The organism is Modestobacter sp. SYSU DS0875, from assembly GCF_054050915.1.
Genome location: NZ_JBJHAH010000022.1, coordinates 1 through 16247 on the forward strand (window position 1 = coordinate 1; position 16247 = coordinate 16247).

The 16247-nt window shown below is 75.1% G+C and carries 12 protein-coding genes; 9 read left to right on the forward strand and 3 right to left on the reverse strand.

Annotated features, from left to right (window positions below):
- Positions 1-525: 525 nt before the first annotated feature.
- The gene (gene pabB / locus ACI79Y_RS13835; protein ID WP_457159030.1) at positions 526-2295 is read right to left on the reverse strand and encodes an aminodeoxychorismate synthase component I; all 1770 of its coding nucleotides are present in this window, start codon (positions 2293-2295) and stop codon (positions 526-528) included.
- A 130-nt stretch (positions 2296-2425) separates the two neighbouring features.
- Between pabB and ACI79Y_RS13840 the strand changes: the two genes are divergently transcribed.
- From ACI79Y_RS13840 to ACI79Y_RS13870, 7 genes are all read left to right on the forward strand, one after another.
- Positions 2426-3640, forward strand: a complete 1215-nt coding sequence (locus ACI79Y_RS13840; protein ID WP_457159031.1) for an ROK family transcriptional regulator — start codon at positions 2426-2428, stop codon at positions 3638-3640.
- Between the two features lie 219 nt (positions 3641-3859).
- Positions 3860-5434 (forward strand): sugar ABC transporter ATP-binding protein, encoded by a 1575-nt coding sequence (locus ACI79Y_RS13845; RefSeq protein ID WP_457159032.1) that lies wholly within the window; start codon positions 3860-3862, stop codon positions 5432-5434.
- Positions 5434-6600 carry an ABC transporter permease gene (locus ACI79Y_RS13850; RefSeq protein WP_457159033.1) on the forward strand — a complete coding sequence of 389 codons (1167 nt, stop codon included), beginning with the start codon at positions 5434-5436 and terminating at the stop codon, positions 6598-6600. Before ACI79Y_RS13845 ends, ACI79Y_RS13850 begins: the two co-directional genes overlap by 1 nt.
- Positions 6601-6696: 96 nt before the next feature.
- Entirely contained in the window at positions 6697-7752 is a 1056-nt protein-coding gene (locus ACI79Y_RS13855) for a substrate-binding domain-containing protein (RefSeq protein WP_457159034.1), read from the forward strand.
- Positions 7753-7822: 70 nt separating this feature from the next.
- The gene (locus ACI79Y_RS13860; RefSeq protein WP_457159035.1) at positions 7823-9022 is read left to right on the forward strand and encodes a Gfo/Idh/MocA family protein; all 1200 of its coding nucleotides are present in this window, start codon (positions 7823-7825) and stop codon (positions 9020-9022) included.
- Complete coding sequence (locus ACI79Y_RS13865; protein ID WP_457159036.1) at positions 9022-10029, forward strand: sugar phosphate isomerase/epimerase family protein; 1008 nt, start codon at positions 9022-9024, stop codon at positions 10027-10029. Before ACI79Y_RS13860 ends, ACI79Y_RS13865 begins: the two co-directional genes overlap by 1 nt.
- Positions 10030-10083: 54 nt before the next feature.
- Positions 10084-11049 carry a threonine/serine dehydratase gene (locus ACI79Y_RS13870; RefSeq protein ID WP_457159037.1) on the forward strand — a complete coding sequence of 322 codons (966 nt, stop codon included), beginning with the start codon at positions 10084-10086 and terminating at the stop codon, positions 11047-11049.
- Positions 11050-11079: 30 nt separating this feature from the next.
- Here the strand turns inward: ACI79Y_RS13870 and ACI79Y_RS13875 are convergent, their stop codons facing one another.
- Entirely contained in the window at positions 11080-12342 is a 1263-nt protein-coding gene (locus tag ACI79Y_RS13875) for an FAD-binding protein (RefSeq protein WP_457159038.1), read from the reverse strand.
- Between the two features lie 537 nt (positions 12343-12879).
- Here ACI79Y_RS13875 and ACI79Y_RS13880 point away from each other — a divergent pair.
- Positions 12880-13908, forward strand: a complete 1029-nt coding sequence (locus tag ACI79Y_RS13880; RefSeq protein WP_457159039.1) for an Atu2307/SP_0267 family LLM class monooxygenase — start codon at positions 12880-12882, stop codon at positions 13906-13908.
- An 87-nt stretch (positions 13909-13995) separates the two neighbouring features.
- Positions 13996-14580 carry a hypothetical protein gene (locus ACI79Y_RS13885; protein ID WP_457159040.1) on the forward strand — a complete coding sequence of 195 codons (585 nt, stop codon included), beginning with the start codon at positions 13996-13998 and terminating at the stop codon, positions 14578-14580.
- Between the two features lie 82 nt (positions 14581-14662).
- Here the strand turns inward: ACI79Y_RS13885 and ACI79Y_RS13890 are convergent, their stop codons facing one another.
- Positions 14663-16201 (reverse strand): ATP-dependent DNA ligase, encoded by a 1539-nt coding sequence (locus tag ACI79Y_RS13890; RefSeq protein ID WP_457159041.1) that lies wholly within the window; start codon positions 16199-16201, stop codon positions 14663-14665.
- Between the last annotated feature and the right edge of the window lie 46 nt (positions 16202-16247).

The window sequence follows — 16247 nt, forward strand, 5'->3', positions numbered from 1 at the left end:
CCCCCCCCCCCCCCCCCCCCCCCCCCCCCCCCCCCCCCCCCCCCCCCCCCCCCCCCCCCCCCCCCCCCCCCCCCCCCCCCCCCCCCCCCCCCCCCCCCGTTCTCGACGCCGGCGGCACCGGATCAGAACTGGAGGACCGGCGATGCGGGCGTACTGCAGGGCGAGATGCCCCAGCCCGCCGATGCCGACGACCGCCACGGGCTCCGCCGGGGCCACCCCGGCCACCTTGCCCGCCTTGTAGGTGATTCCCCCGGCGCAGGTCAGCGGCGCGGCGTCGGTGCTGGAGACGCCCGCGGGCACCGGGGTGGCGAAGGCGGCCGAGACGACGGCGTACTCGGCCAGGGCACCGTCGACGGAGTAGCCGGAGTCCTGCTGGAACTCGGGGCGGTCCTGCAGCCGGAGGGGGGAACCGAGCTCGGTGCCGACTGGCGCTCTCCGTTCGGAGGTGAGTGGCTGTCGTCGCCCAGCCTGCTCAGCGGCGGGCAGCCCCGGAGAGCCGAACGCCCCGGACCCGCGGGCCGCTGGTCAGCTGCGGGACGTGGCGTCCACCAGCACCGCGGGGCGCCAGCCGCGCAGCGAGCTGACCAGCGCCAGCTCCTCGGCGCCGGCCAGGTCGGCGAGGCGCAGCACCCGCTCGCGCAGCACGCCGGCGTCCAGCAGCCGGCCGCGCTCCACCCCGGGCAGGCAGCCGACGTCGACCGGCGGGGTCCACCAGGTGCCCCCGATCCGCACTGCCAGCGACGCGACCGTCGTCTCGGTGACCTCGCCGCGCTCGTTGACCAGCACGACGTCGTCGGCCTCCGGGTGCCGCGCGGCCCGCGCGGTGTACACCTCGCGCCGGGTGGTCTTGTGCTGCAACCAGCGGCTGCCGGAGTCGACCGGTTCGGGGTCGACCACCAGTCGCACCGGCCCGGGCGCCGCCGTCGGGAGGTCGGCGAGCTCCACGGTGACCACCCCCGCCCGGTCCAGCAGCAGGCGGACCCGCGCCCCCGTGCTCCGCCCGGCCACGGCTCCGGCCACCGCGCCGCGCACCCGGTCCGGATCGCAGGCGAACCCGAGGAAGGCGGCCGAGTCGGCCAGCCGGGCCAGGTGCCGGTCCAGGTTGCGCACCGCACCGTCCTGGAACGCCATCGTCTCGATGAGGTGGTGCTCGCCGACCGGCTCGGTCAGCACCGCGGCCTTGGCCCGCACCTCGGCGCGCTCGGCGGCCGGGTCCGAGCCCCAGGTGATCCCGCCACCGACGCCGTAGACGGCCGCGCCGGTGCTCCGGTCGACCACCACCGTGCGGATGGCCACGTTGAACCGGGCGCGGAACGGGGCGCCGGGAGGAGCGACCAGGCCGACCGCACCGCAGTACACCCCGCGCGGGCCGGGCTCCAGCTCGGCGATCAGCTGCATGGTGCGCCGCTTGGGCGCCCCGGTCACCGAGCCGCAGGGGAACAGCGCCCGCAGCACGTCGACCAGCCCGACGTCGGCCCGGGTGCGCCCGGTGACCTCCGAGGTCAGCTGCCACACCGTGGGGTAGCGCTCCAGGGCGAAGAGCTCCGGCACCGCCACGCTGCCCACCTCGGCCACCTGGGCGACGTCGTTCCGCAGCAGGTCGACGATCATCAGGTTCTCCGCCTGCTCCTTGGCGCTGGCCCGCAGCGCGGCGGCCTGGACGGCGTCCTCGGCGGTGGTGCGGCCGCGGGCCGCGGTGCCCTTCATCGGCCGGGTCCGCAGCCGTGCGCCGTCCCACTCGAAGAACAGCTCGGGGCTGGCGCTGGCCACCACGAACCGGCCGAGGTCCAGGAACGCGTTGTGGGCGCCCCGCTGGGCGAGGGCGAGGTCGGCGTAGAGGCGCTCGGGGTCGCCGGCGTCGCGGGCGCGCAGCCGGTCGGTGAGGTTGCACTGGTAGGTCTCGCCGGCGGCGATGTGTTCGCGGACGGCGGCCACTGCGGCGGCGTGCTCGTCGTCGGTCCAGTCCGGCGCCCAGTGCACGGGCGGCCGCTCCCCGGGCGACGGCGCGACCGGCGGCACCTCCTCGGGCGCGCCGCCGAGTCCGAACCAGGCCAGCGGCAGCCCGTCGCCGGTGGACGGAGCCACGGGCAGCGCGCGGTCCAGGCCGGCCGCCGCCTCGTAGGCCAGGTAGCCGAACGCCCAGCTGCCGGCCGCCGTGGCGCGCTCCACCTCGGCCAGCACGCCGGGCACCTGGTCGGCGCGCTCGGCCACCAGCACCCGGTCGGGGGGCGGGCAGCGCAGCGCGGTGCCGGTGACCAGGTCGTCGAACCGGGCGCCCGGCGCGGTCGCGGTCACGGCTGCCCTCCTCCGACGACGACGGTGTCCCGGTGATCTTCGCCCACGGGCTCCCGTGGCCGGGACCGGGTGTGCCGAACCGGTCGCTCGGAGGAGTCGACCGCGGCTCCGGCGTGCGACGATGGCAGCCGTGGCGCACCCCTCTGCCTCGGCCGGCGCACTGCTGCGGCACGTGCGCGCCGGCCGGGCGCGGAGCCGGGCGGAGCTGGTCGCGCTCACCGGGGCGGCCCGCAACACGGTGAGCGCGCGCGTCGACCAGCTGATCGCCGCCAACCTGCTGGAGGAGGGCGGCCGCGGCTGGTCCACCGGCGGCCGGCCGCCCACCCTGCTCCGCTTCAACAGCCGCGCGGGGTGCGTGCTCGCCGTCGACCTCGGGGTCACCAGCGTCGACGTCGCGGTCACCGACCTGTCCGCGCAGATCCTGGCCACGGTGGGGCACCCCATCGACATCGGTGAGGGGCCCGGCCCGGTGCTGGCCGAGGTCGACCGGCTGGCCCAGCAGGTGCTCGCCGAGGCCGGCCTCACCACCGCCGACGTCTGCGCCATCGGCGTGGGCGTGCCCGGCCCGGTCGAGTTCTCCACCGGCCGGCCGGTGCACCCGCCGATCATGCCCGGCTGGCACGACTTCTCCATCCCCGGCGCCTTCGCCCGCTACGGCTGCCCGGTCTTCGCCGACAACGACGTCAACGTGATGGCGCTGGGCGAGATGGGCATCGCCGGGTCGGACGAGGACGTGCTGGTCGTCAAGGTGGGCACCGGCATCGGCTGCGGGATCGTCGTCGACGGCCAGGTCTACCGGGGTGCGCAGGGCAGCGCCGGGGACATCGGGCACATCTCGGTGCCCCCGCCCGGCGGACGTGCGGTGGTGTGCCGCTGCGGCAACGAGAACTGCCTGGAGGCGATCGCCGGCGGCGGGGCGCTGCTGCGCCACGCGGTCGCCGCGGGCCTGCCGGTGACCACCACCCGCGAGCTGGTGCAGCTGGCGGCGCACGGCGACGGGCCGGCGCTGGAGCTGGTGCGCAACGCCGGGCGGACGATCGGCACGGTGCTGGCCAGCCTGGTGAACTTCTTCAACCCGCACCGGATCGTGATGACCGGTGGCGTGGCCCAGGCCGGGCCGCCGTTGCTGGCCGGGATCCGCGAAGCGGTCTACGGCCGGTCCCTGCCGCTGGCCGCCCGCGCGCTGGAGATCACCGTCAGCGATGCGCCGGACCTCTCCGGTCGGCTGGGTGCGGCGCTGATGGCGATCGAGGGCTTCCTGGACGAGGAGTCCGTGTACCAGGGCACCCGCAGCGACCTCCCGGTCGCCGACGTGCCGGTGGCCGGCGCGCAGTCCGCCCGCTGACCGACCCGCTCGGCCACCCGCCCGGGGTGGTCCGCGGCTACGCCGACGCCGGGGTGGTTGCGGTTCGGTAACGCGGCACCGTTCCGCCGCACCTCTCCCTTGACCCTCCTGTGACGCCGGACATAGTCTGCCGCTGCGCGTACTTCTGTTCAATGATGAGCAAAAGTCAGGAGAGTCCTCGATGGCCGTCGTCCGGTTCCCCGCCCCGGGAGCGCCCGCGTGAGCGCGCCCGCCGCGCCACAGCAGCAGCAGCTCGGGACACCGCTCCTGGAGATGCGCGGCATCGTCAAGCAGTTCCCCGGCGTCCGGGCCCTGGACGGCGTCGACCTCGACGTCCGCGCCGGGGAGGTGCACTGCCTGCTCGGCCAGAACGGCGCCGGCAAGTCGACCCTGATCAAGGTGCTGGCTGGCGCCCACCAGCCCGACGAGGGCGAGATCCGCTGGGACGGCGAGCCGATCATCCTGGGCGACCCTCAGGCCGCGATGAGCCGGGGCATCGCGACGATCTACCAGGAGCTCGACCTGGTCGCCGGCCTGACCGTCGCCGACAACGTCTTCCTCGGCCGGGAGCGGTCCCGGCTGGGCCTCACCCGGCCGGCCCAGGCCAACCGGGCCGCCGGTGAGCTGCTCGCCCGGCTCGGGCACCCGGAGATCCGGCCCACCGCCGAGGTCGGCTCGCTGTCGGCGGCTGCCCAGCAGATGGTCAGCATGGCCCGCGCGCTGTCCCAGGACGCCCGGCTGATCGTCATGGACGAGCCCTCCGCGGTGCTCGACGGCGAGGAGGTCGACCACCTGTTCCAGGTCGTCCGCGACCTCACCGCCGACGGCGTCGCCGTCATCTACATCTCCCACCGGCTGGAGGAGATCCGCGAGGTCGGCGACCGGATCACCGTGCTCAAGGACGGCCGGACGGTGGCCACCGGGCTGCCGGCGCGGGAGACCTCCACCGGCGAGGTCATCACGCTGATGACCGGCCGCACGATCGAGTACGTCTTCCCGGAGCGCCGCGAGTCCGCCGGCCAGACCAACGAGCCGGTGCTGGAGGTGCGGGACCTGTCGCTCGCCGGCACGTTCAGCGGCGTCTCCTTCGACGTCCGGCCGGGGGAGGTGCTCGGCCTGGCCGGGCTCGTCGGCTCCGGCCGGTCGGAGATCCTCGAGACGATCTACGGCGCCCGGCGGGCCACCACCGGCACGGTGCACGTCGCCGGACGCCGGCTGCGGCCCGGCGACGTCGCGGCCGCCGTCGGCGCGGGGGTCGGGCTGGCGCCGGAGGAGCGCAAGAGCCAGGGCCTGCTGCTGGGGGAGCCGATCTACCGCAACATCACGCTGTCCAGCCTGGCCCGGTTCGCCCGCGGCGGGTTCCTGGGCGGAGGGCCGGAGCGGAAGGCCGCGCGCGACCAGGCCGAGGCGCTGGACCTGCGGCCGGTCGACGTCGACCGCGAGGTCCGCACCCTCTCCGGCGGCAACCAGCAGAAGGTCGTGCTGGCCCGCTGGCTGCTCCGGGACTGCAGGGTGCTGTTGCTCGACGAGCCCACCCGGGGCGTCGACGTCGGGGCGCGCTCGGAGATCTACGCGCTGATCCGGGCGCTGGCCGACCGCGGGGTCGCCGTGGTCGTCGTCTCCAGCGAGATCCCGGAGGTGCTCGGCCTCGCCGACGAGGTGCTGGTGGTGGCCGACGGCGCCGTCATCGCCCGCCGTCCGGCCGACGAGCTCGACGAGCACCAGGTGCTCGACATGGTCATGGAAGGAGCGGCCCCGACTGCGGGTGCCGCACGCGAAGGAGACGTGGCGTGATGAGCGAGACCACCACGGCGGCACCGCCGTCCGGCAGCGCGGCCGGCGCCGAGGACGGCGGCCGCGGCAAGGGTCCGGGCCTGCTCGCCGGCCCGCTGGGGCGCAACCTCGGGCTGGTCGTGGCCCTGGTGCTGCTCTGCGTCGTCGGTGCCGTCACCGCCCCCGGGCGCTTCGTCGACGTCGACAACGTGCTGACCATCCTGCGGCTGGCCGCCGTCGTCGGCGTGGTGAGCATCGGGATGACCTTCGTGATCATCGGCGGCGGGATCGACCTGTCGGTGGGGGCGCTGGTCGCGCTCTCCTCGGTCTGGGCCACGACGCTGGCCACCCAGGCGATGGCCGAGGACTTCCACTGGATCGTCATGGTGGGCACCGCCGTCCTGGTCGGCGCCGGCGCGGGACTGATCAACGGGATCGTCATCGCGTACGGGAAACTGGTCGCCTTCATCGCCACCCTGGCGATGCTCGCGGCCGCCCGGGGCCTGGCGGAGATCATCGCCAACCGGCGCACCCAGATCGTCCAGGACCGCGGCTTCATCGAGTTCTTCGGCGGCGACGTCCTCGGCGTCCCCACGCTGGTGATCGTCTTCGCCCTGGTCGCCGCGGCCGGCTGGGTGCTGCTCAACCGCACCACGTTCGGCCGGCGCACCTTCGCCGTCGGCGGCAACGCCGAGGCCGCCCGGCTGGCCGGCATCCGGGTGCAGCGGCACACGGTGTGGCTGTACGTGCTGTCCGGGGTCACCTGCGGCATCGCCGCGGTGATGCTGATGGCCCGGACGACGACCGGCAGCTCGACCCACGGCACGCAGCTCGAGCTCGACGCGATCGGCGCCGTCGTCATCGGCGGGACGCTGCTGGTGGGTGGGCGCGGCACCATCGTCGGCACCGTCCTGGGCGTGCTGATCTTCACCACGCTCGGCAACGTCTTCACGCTGAACAACCTGTCCAGCTCCGCGCAGGCGGTGGCCCGCGGCGTGATCATCGTGCTCGCCGTCCTGCTGCAGCAGCGGCTGGCCGCCGGTGGGGCCCGCCCCCGCAAGAAGGCCCGCGGGGGCGGTGCCGCGGCGCCCGGCAACCCGGCCGGCGCCCTGCCCGGCGGCTCGGCCGCCGCCGGTGGGCCGGCCGGCGCTCGCCCCGGCGACTCCAGCGGCCGCCCGCCGGCCTGACCCCACCCCACGACCACCGGCAGGCCACCCGGCCCGCCGGCGCACCACCCGACTCCCTGGCGGCACAGCCAGGGCGGCGATCTGCGAGGAGAGAACATGTCTGCAACGAAGCAGCGTCCGTACGGTCGCCTGCTGTCCACCGCCGTCTGCCTGGTCGGCGCCGGTGCCCTGGTGGCCGGCTGCACCAGCAACACCCCGGAGAGCTCCGGGTCCTCCGACGGCGGCAGCAACGTCGCCAGCTCGAACGACGAGACCGGCGAGACGGTCCGGATCGGCTTCTCCGCGCCGGCCGCCGACCACGGCTGGATGGCCGGCATCAGCAATGCCGCCCAGGCCGAGGCCGACCGGCACGAGGACGTCGACCTGATCGTCGCCGAGGGCACCAACGACGTCAGCGCGCAGATCGCCCAGGTCGAGACGTTCATCAACGAGGGCGTCGACGCGATCGTGCTCCTGCCCTTCGACGGCGCCGCGCTGACCCCGGTCGCGCTGCGGGCGATGGAGGCCGGCATCCCGGTGATCAACGTCGACCGGGAGTTCTCCAGCCCGTTCGCCGCCCGGGCCACCATCCTGGGCGACAACTACGGGATGGGCGTCTCCGCCGGCACCTACATCTGCTCCCGGCTGAGCGACCAGCCCGACGCCGTGGTCGCCGAGATCGCCGGCATCGACTCGCTGCCGCTCACCCAGGAGCGCAGCCAGGGCTTCGCCGACGCGCTCGCCGACTGCGGCCTGGACGTCGACAACCGGGTGGCCGCGGAGTTCACCGTCGAGTCCGGCGAGGAGGCGGCGGCGAACCTGCTGCAGGCCGCCCCGGAGATCGACGCGCTGTGGAACCACGACGACGACCAGGGCGTCGGCGTGCTGGCGGCGATCAACAACGCCGGTCGCGACGAGTTCTTCATGGTCGGCGGGGCCGGTTCGGCCAACGCGATGCGGGACATCCAGTCCGGTGACTCGGTGCTGGAGGCGACCGTCATCTACCCGGCGACCCAGGCCGCCGACGGCATCGCGCTGGCCCGACTCGTCGCGCAGGGCAAGAGCCTGTCCGACCTGGTGTCCCAGGAGGTGCCGCGGGAGATCGTGCTCAACGCGCCGGTGGTCACCAGCGAGAACGTCGACCAGTACATCGACGACGCGTTCGAGTCCTGACCGCATCCCCGGTGCCGCCGGTGACCACCTCCGGTCACCGGCGGCGCCGGTCCCATCCCTGGAGCCTGCAATGACCCACCCCGCCCGGGCGCCGTTGCGCGTCGGCCTCATCGGCTACGCCTTCATGGGCGCCGCCCACTCCCACGCCTGGCGCACCGCGCCACGCTTCTTCGACCTCCCGCTGGATCCTCAGCTGACCGTGCTCGCCGGCCGGGATGCCGCCCGCGTCGCCGAGGCCGCCGACACGCTCGGCTGGTCGTCGACCGAGACCGACTGGCACCGGCTCCTCGAACGCGACGACGTCGACCTGGTCGACATCTGCACCCCCGGCGACACCCACGCCGAGATGGCGATCGCCGCGCTTGCCGCCGGCAAGCACGTGCTGTGCGAGAAGCCGCTGGCCAACTCCGTGGCCGAGGCCGAGGCGATGGCCGCCGCGGCGGAGCGGGCCGCCGCCACCGGCGTCCGCGCCATGGTGGGCTTCACCTACCGCCGGGTGCCCGCGATCGCCTTCGCCCGACAGCTGGTCGCCGACGGGCGGCTGGGGGAGATCCGGCACGTGCGCGCCCAGTACCTGCAGGACTGGATCGCCGACCCCGCCGCCCCGATGTCGTGGCGGCTGCAGAAGGAGAAGGCCGGCTCCGGCGCGCTCGGCGACATCGGCGCGCACATCGTCGACCTCACCCAGTTCATCACCGGCGAGCGGCTCACCGGGGTCAGCGCCGTCCTCGAGACGTTCGTCCGCGAGCGCCCGCTGCCGGCCAGCACCGGGAAGCTGGGCGGGGTCGGCGGCCAGGGGATGGGTGAGGTGACCGTGGACGACGCCGCGGTGTTCCTCGGCCGCTTCACCGGCGGGGCGCTGGCCACCTTCGAGGCGACCCGGTTCGCGCTGGGCCGGAAGAACGCCATCCGGATCGAGGTCAACGGCTCGGCCGGCAGCCTGGCGTTCGACTTCGAGGACATGAACGTCCTGCACTTCTTCGACGGCGCCGACCCGGCCGAGACCGCCGGCTTCCGCCGGATCGTGGTCACCGAGCCCGGGCACCCCTACGTCGGCGCCTGGTGGCCGGCCGGGCACGGGCTGGGCTACGAGCACGGCTTCACCCACCAGGTCGTCGACCTGGTCAGCGCGCTGGCCGCCGGTGAGCAGCCCACGCCGTCGTTCGCCGACGGCCTGCAGGTGCAGCGGGTGCTCGCCGCCGTCGAGCAGAGCGCTGCCGACCGTTCCACCTGGACCGAGATCGCCACCGACCACCCGGGAGAGAACTGATGCCCCGTCCCGTCACCCTGTTCACCGGCCAGTGGGCCGACCTGCCGTTCGAGGAGGTGTGCCGCCTCGCCTCGGGCTGGGGGTACGACGGCCTGGAGATCGCCTGCTGGGGCGACCACCTCGACGTCGCCCGGGCCGCCGAGGACGAGTCCTACGCCCGGGGCCGGCTCGACCTGCTCGAGCAGCACGGGCTGCAGGTCTTCGCCATCTCCAACCACCTCAACGGCCAGGCGGTCTGCGACGACCCCATCGACGAGCGGCACCGCGGCATGGTGCACCCCCGGGTGTGGGGCGACGGCGACCCCGAGGGCGTGCGGCAGCGGGCGGCGGAGGAGATGAAGCTGACCGCCCGGGCTGCGCGGGCGCTGGGGGTCGACGTCGTCGTCGGCTTCACCGGCTCGAAGATCTGGAAGACCGTGGCGATGTTCCCGCCGGTGCCCGAGTCGATGATCGATGACGGCTACGCCGACTTCGCCGCCCGCTGGAACCCCGTCCTGGACGTGTTCGACTCCGTCGGCGTCCGGTTCGCGCACGAGGTGCACCCCTCGGAGATCGCCTACGACTACTGGACGACGGTGCGCACGCTGGAGGCGATCGGGCACCGCGAGGCCTTCGGGCTGAACTGGGACCCCAGCCACTTCGTCTGGCAGGACCTCGACCCGGTGGGCTTCCTCTGGGACTTCCGGGACCGGATCTACCACGTCGACTGCAAGGACGCGAAGCGCCAGGTGGGCAACGGCCGCAACGGCCGGATGGGCTCGCACCTGCCCTGGGCCGACCCGCGGCGCGGCTGGGACTTCGTCTCCACCGGCCACGGCGACGTGCCGTGGGAGGCGTGCTTCCGGATGCTCAACACCATCGGCTACACCGGTCCGATCTCGGTGGAGTGGGAGGACGCCGGGATGGACCGGCTGGTCGGCGCACCGGAGGCGCTGGGGTTCGTGCGCCGGCTGGCCTTCGACCCACCGGCGGCCGCCTTCGACTCGGCCTTCGCGAGCGGGAACTGAGCGTCCGTGCCCGGGTCCCGGCTGGGGCCCGGGCACGGTCCTAGCCTCGTCGGCGTGACCGCCGAGGAGACCGCCCTGCCCGCACCGCTCACCCGGGCGGAGGTCGAGGCGGCGGGCGTGCGGCTCGGTGGACGGGTGCGGCGCACCCCCACCGTCGAGTGGGAGGCGCCGCTGGCCGGGCGCCGGCTGCCGGTGGTGCTCAAGCTGGAGCAGCTGCAGCACACCGGGTCGTTCAAGGCCCGCGGCGCGTTCCACCGCCTCCTGGCCGCGCCCACGCTCCCTGAGCTGGTGGTCACCGCGTCCGGCGGCAACCACGGCCTGGCCGTCGCGCACGCCGCCCGCGAGCTCGGCGTCCCGGCGGAGGTCTACGTCCCGGAGACCGCCCCGCCGGTGAAGATCGCCGGCATCCGGCAGCGCGGTGCCACCACGGTGCTGGCCGGCGCCTCCTACGCCGAGGCCGCCGCGGCCAGCAGCGCCCGGGCCTCGGCGCCGGGCGCGCTGTACGTGCACGCCTACGACGATCGGGACGTCGTCGCCGGGCAGGGCACCGTCGCCCGCGAGCTGGCCGAGCAGGCCCCGGACCTGGACACCGTGCTGGTGGCCACCGGCGGCGGCGGGCTGATCGGCGGGATCGCGGCCTGGTATGCCGGCTCGGTCCGGGTCGTCTCGGTCGAGACGCAGGGGACCCCGACCATGTCGGCCGCGCTGGCCGCCGGGCACCCGGTCGACGTCGAGGTCTCCGGCCTGGCCTCGGACTCCCTGGGTGCCCGGCGGATCGGCGGGCACGGCTTCAGCACCGCCCTGGCCACCGGCGTGCGGTCGGTGCTCGTCGACGTCGACGCCGTCCGCGCCGCCCGACACCTGCTCTGGCAGGACCTGCACGTCGCCGCCGAGCCCGGCGGGGCGACCGCGCTCGCGGCCCTGGTCAGCGGCGCCTACGTGCCGACGGCGGGGGAGCGGGTCGGCGTCGTCGTCTGCGGCGCCAACGCCGACCCGGCCGATCTGGGCACCGGCGTCTGAGCCGGCCCGCGCGAGGTGCTCCCGGCCGGCTCAGCCGGCGACGTACCGCTCGAACCAGTCGTTGCGGAAGGCGCCTCGGGGGTCCAGCCGCTCGACCAGCGACACGAAGTCGCCGTGCCGCGGATAGCGGGCGGCGATCGTCGCGGCGTCGGCGAGGAAGAGCTTGCCCCAGTGCGGCCGGGGGCCGAACGGCTCCAGCGCCGCTTCCAGGTGCACCAGCAGTTCCTCGACGGCGGCCTGGTGGGGCAGCCAGGTGAAGTGCAGCGCGACGCTGGGCTCGTCGTGGGCGGTGCTCATCCAGAGGTCGTCGGCGGCGATGGTGCGGATCTCGCAGGTCTGCAGCAGCGGGCGGATCCGGTCGCCGAGCGAGCGCACCGCGTCGATCGCCGCCACCGCGTGCCGGTGCGGCACCAGGTACTCGGACTGGATCTCGTCGCCGTTGCTCGGGGTGAAGCCCATCCGGAAGTGCGGGAGCCGGTCCGACCACGGCCCGGGCACCCCCTGCTGCAGGGTCGCCGGGCCGGACGGCAGTCCGGGGATCGGGTGCCGCTCCCCGTCGGCCTCCGCTGCGCCGAACAGCTCGCCCGCCGGGCCCTCGCCGGCGTCGGTGCGGGACTTCACCCAGACCATGTCCACCGCGTCGCCGAAGAGGGTGAACAGGCTGACGCTGTACCCGGCCGACATCACCTCGTCGAACCGCTCGGCCAGGGTCGTCCAGGGCAGCCCCTCGAACACCCGCTGCCGCACCTCGAAGGCCGGCTCGACGTCGAGCGTCACCCGCGTCACCGCGCCCAGCGCCCCGAGGCCCACCACCATGCCGGCGAAGTCGGCGTGACCCCGTGCGACCTGCACCACCTCACCGGTCGAGGTGACCAGCTCCAGCCCGGCCACCGCCCCGGCCAGGTTGCGGTTGGCCACGCCCGAGCCGTGGGTGGCGGTGGCCACCGCGCCGGCCACCGAGATGTGGGGGAGCGAGGCCAGGTTGTGCAGCGCCAGGCCCTGCTCGTGCAGCACCTCGGTCAGCTGGCCGTAGCGGACGCCGCCATCGACGGTGATCGTGCGCCGGTCGGGCGAGACGACGACGCTGCCGGTCACCGCCTCCAGGGAGAGCAGCTCGGCGGAGTCGGCGACGTCGGTGAAGGAGTGCCGCGAGCCCAGCACCCGCACCCGGGGTGCGGCGGCCACGATCTCCTGCACCTGTTCGACGCTCGACGGGCGGTGCAGCCGGGTGGCGCGGTAGGTGTAGTTGCCGGCCCAGTTGCGGGCCGCGGTCAGTTCCGCCGTGTCGGTCACGCCCCAGTGTCCCGCAGCCCCGGGCCGGCCGCCCGGAGAGCGGTCGAGTGACGTGCACCCCCTCTGCCACCGTCGCGGCCGACACCGGGGAGGCGTCGCGCGGGACCCGGTCGAGGAGGTCACCGGCGTGCAGCGCGCGGTGCGGCACCGGGGGAGCGCGGGGGCGCCGTCGTCCTGCGGCGCCGGTACGCCGCGCCGGTCACCGACGTGTGGCGGGCGATCACCGACCCGGAGCGGTTGCGCCGCTGGTACATCGAGGTGGTCGAGGACCCCCGGACCTGAGAGGTGAGCCCGGAGGTGCAGCGGGCGGCGGCTGCGGCGATCGAGCACTGGGCCCTCGCCGTCGGGGACGCGGCGACGCCGAGGAGGTCGCCGGGCACGGTGCCGTGGGCCCGTGCCCGGTTCGCGCCCGACGTGGCGGCCGAGGGGAGCGTCCGGGAGGCTGACGCCCGGCCACGGAACGCTCGGTCTGGTTGACTGTGGTTGAACGTTGAACCTGATCGGTCCGGTCCGCGCCCCACCCACCTGGAGGACCCCGTGCACCTCGGCGTCGACAGCTTCGTCTCGGCCGTCACCGACCCCTCGACCGAGCGCCTCATCGGCCCCGAGGAGCGGTTGGAGCACCTGCTGGAGGAGATCGCCCTCGCCGACCGGGTGGGGCTGTACTCCTTCGGCATCGGTGAGCACCACCGCGCCGAGTACTACGACTCCGCGCCGCCGGTGATCCTCGCCGCCGCCGCGGCGCGCACCTCGCGGATCCGGCTGGGCAGCGCGGTCGCCGTGCTCAGCGCCGCCGACCCGGTGCGGGTGTTCCAGCAGTTCGCCACGCTCGACCTGATCGCCAAGGGGCGGATCGACCTGGTGGTCGGGCGCGGGTCGTTCACCGAGGCGTTCCCGCTGTTCGGGCTGAGCCTGGCCGACTACGACGAGCTGTTCGAGGAGAAGCTGGACCTGTTGCTGCGGATCCGCGACTCCGAGCACGTCACCTGGTCGGGCCGGCACCGCCCTGCGCTCACCGGGCAGGGCGTCTACCCCCGCCCGCTGCAGGACCCGCTGCCCATCTGGGTCGGCGTCGGCGGCACGCCGGAGTCCTTCGTCCGGGCCGGGCTGCTGGGGCTGCCGCTGATGGTGGCGATCATCGGCGGGGAACCCCGCCAGTTCGCGCCGCTGGTCGACCTCTACCGGCGGGCCGGTGCCCAGGCCGGGCACGCCCCCGAGACGCTGCAGGTGGGGCTCCACGTGTTCGGGTACGTCGCCGAGAGCACCCAGGCGGCCGCGGACACCATCTACCCCGGCTGGCACCAGATGTTCACCTCGGTCTCCCGTGAGCGCGGCTTCGCCCCGCCGACCCGCGCCCAGTTCGACGCCACCAGCGGCCCGAACGGCGCCTTCTTCATGGGCGACCCCGACACCGTGGCCGACAAGCTGGTGCGGGTCTCCGAGCAGCTGGGCGGGGTGCAGCGGATCTCGCTGCAGATGACCAACCCGCGGCTGGCGCACGCCGACCTGCTGCGCGGCATCGAGCTGCTGGGCACCGAGGTCGCGCCGAGGGTGGCCACGGCCTGACTGGTCGCGGTGTGTGCGCGGCCGGGTGCGGGTAGTCGACGGGGGTCTGAGCCCACGGACACCCGGCCGACAGAGGAGGCCGCACGCATGAGCACCAGCGACAACCACGTCCTCGCGCAAGCCGTCCACGACCTGGGCTCCGCGCTCTGGTTCGGGGGCACGGTGATGGGCGTCGCCGGCGTGAACAAGTCCGGCGCCGACCTGGAGCAGGGGATCGACCGGGTGCGGGTGGCCAGCGCCGCCTGGGGCCGGTTCGCGCCGGCGCAGTGGGCCGGCATCGGCGCCACCCTGGTCGCGGGGCTGCGGCTGACCCAGGTGGGCGGGCGCCGGGTGGCGCTGCAGAAGGGCTTCGGCACGGTGGGCGCGGTGAAGGCCGGCCTCGCCGTGGCCGGCGCGGGCGCCACCGCCTTCGCCGCCTACAGCGGAGCCCGGATCGGCCGGCTGGCCGAGGAGGCGGAGCGCCAGACGGGGTCCGTCGAGGTCAAGGACGCGACCATCCCCGCCGCCGGCACCCCGGCGGAGATCGCCACCTGGCAGCGGCGGCAGCGGATCACCCAGTTCGCGGTGCCGGTGCTGGCCGGGGCGAACATCGTCTGCAACTCCTGGCTGGTGCAGTCCTACCGGGCCGGTGCCACTCTCAAGGGCGTGACCAAGCGGCTGCTGCCCAGCTGAGCCCCCGACCCGACCGCGGCCACGGTGCGGGTCGACCCGCCCGCGGCAGGGCGGAGCCGCAGCTGACGGACGGCGCCGCGGCTCACCCTCCGGCGAGCAGGGCGCGGACCGCATCGAGGGTGTCCGCCTCGGCCGGCGTCTTGTCCGGGCGGTACCGCACCACCCGGGCGAAGCGCAGCGCGACGCCACCGGGGTAGCGGGAGCTGCGCTGGGCCCCGTCGACGGCGATCTCCACGACCAGCTCCGGGCGCAGGCGCACACCCCAGTCGGCCTGCTCCACGGCGGAGTCGGGGAAGGTGCGGGTCTGCCAGGCCAGCAGCTCGTCGGTCATCCCCTTGAACGTCTTGCCGACCATCACCGGCTCGCCGCCGTCGGGGTCGCGGGCGCCGAGGTGGATGTTGGACAGCGTGCCGGTGCGCCGCCCGTAGCCCCACTCGGCGCCGAGCACCACCAGGTCCAGGGTGTGCACCGGCTTCACCTTCTGCCAGGCGCGACCCCGGCGGCCGGCCGCGTAGGGCGCGTCCAGTGCCTTGACCACCACGCCCTCGTGGCCGTTCGCCAGGGCGTCGTCGAGCACCGCTGCGGCCTGCTCCGCGGTCGGCCGGCGCACCCCGGGCATCCGCAGCGGTGCGTGCTCGGGCGCGGCCAGCAGCCCGGCCAGCGCGTCGAGCCGCTCGGTCAGCGGTGCGTCGAGCAGGTCGCGGCCGTCCAGGTGCAGCAGATCGAAGAAGAACGGGCTCAGCAGCACGTCCGCCGGCCCCTCGCTGCCGAAGCGGCTCATCGTGTCCTGGAAGGCGCGCGGCCGGCCGTCGTCGTCCAGCGCCAGCGTCTCGCCGTCCAGCACGCAGGCCCGGCACGGCAGCGCGCGCACCCGGTCGACCAGCTCGGGCACCCCGTCGGTGACCTCGCGGAGCGTGCGGGTCCACACCCGCACCCGGTCGCCGTCGCGGTGCACCTGGATGCGCGCGCCGTCGAGCTTGAACTCCACGGTGACCTCGCTGCCGAGGTCGGTCAGCGCGGCGTCCAGCGACGAGCCGGGGCTGGCCAGCATCGGCCGCACCGGGCGGCCGACCCGCAGCTGCTCCGCGTCCAGCGCCGTCACCCCGCCGGTCAGCGCCGCGGCCGCCGTGCCCGGCAGGCTGCCCGACAGCATGAACGCCCGGCGCACGCTCGCGCCCGGGACGTCGGCCGCGGCGGCGATCGCGTCGAGCACGACGCCCTCCAGCGCGCCCTGCCGCAGCTCGCCGGTGAGGAGCCGGACCAGGAACTGCTGCTCGTCCGCGGTCGCCGCACCCAGCAACGCGCTCAGGGTCGCGTCCCGTCGCGCCGCGGAGCCGGTGCCCGACGTCGTCGCGAGCCCCTCCAGCGCGGCGTCGACGTCGCCGACGCCGAGCGATGGCGCCTCCGCCGGGTTCCCGGCCAGCCGGGACAGGGTCCGCCAGCCGACGCCGAGCCGGCCCTGGCGGGGCTCCCCGGCCAGCCACGCGGTGACCGCGCCGACCTCGCCGGCGTCTGCCCGCCGCAGCAGGTCGGCGATCACGGTGGCCTTGGCGGTGCGCGACCGGGTGGCCGCGACGGCGGCGGAGACGGCGACGACGTCGGCGAGCAGCACGCCGGCCATGGTGGCAGCCGGCCGGGGTGAGGCGCCCGGACACCGCACGGTTGTG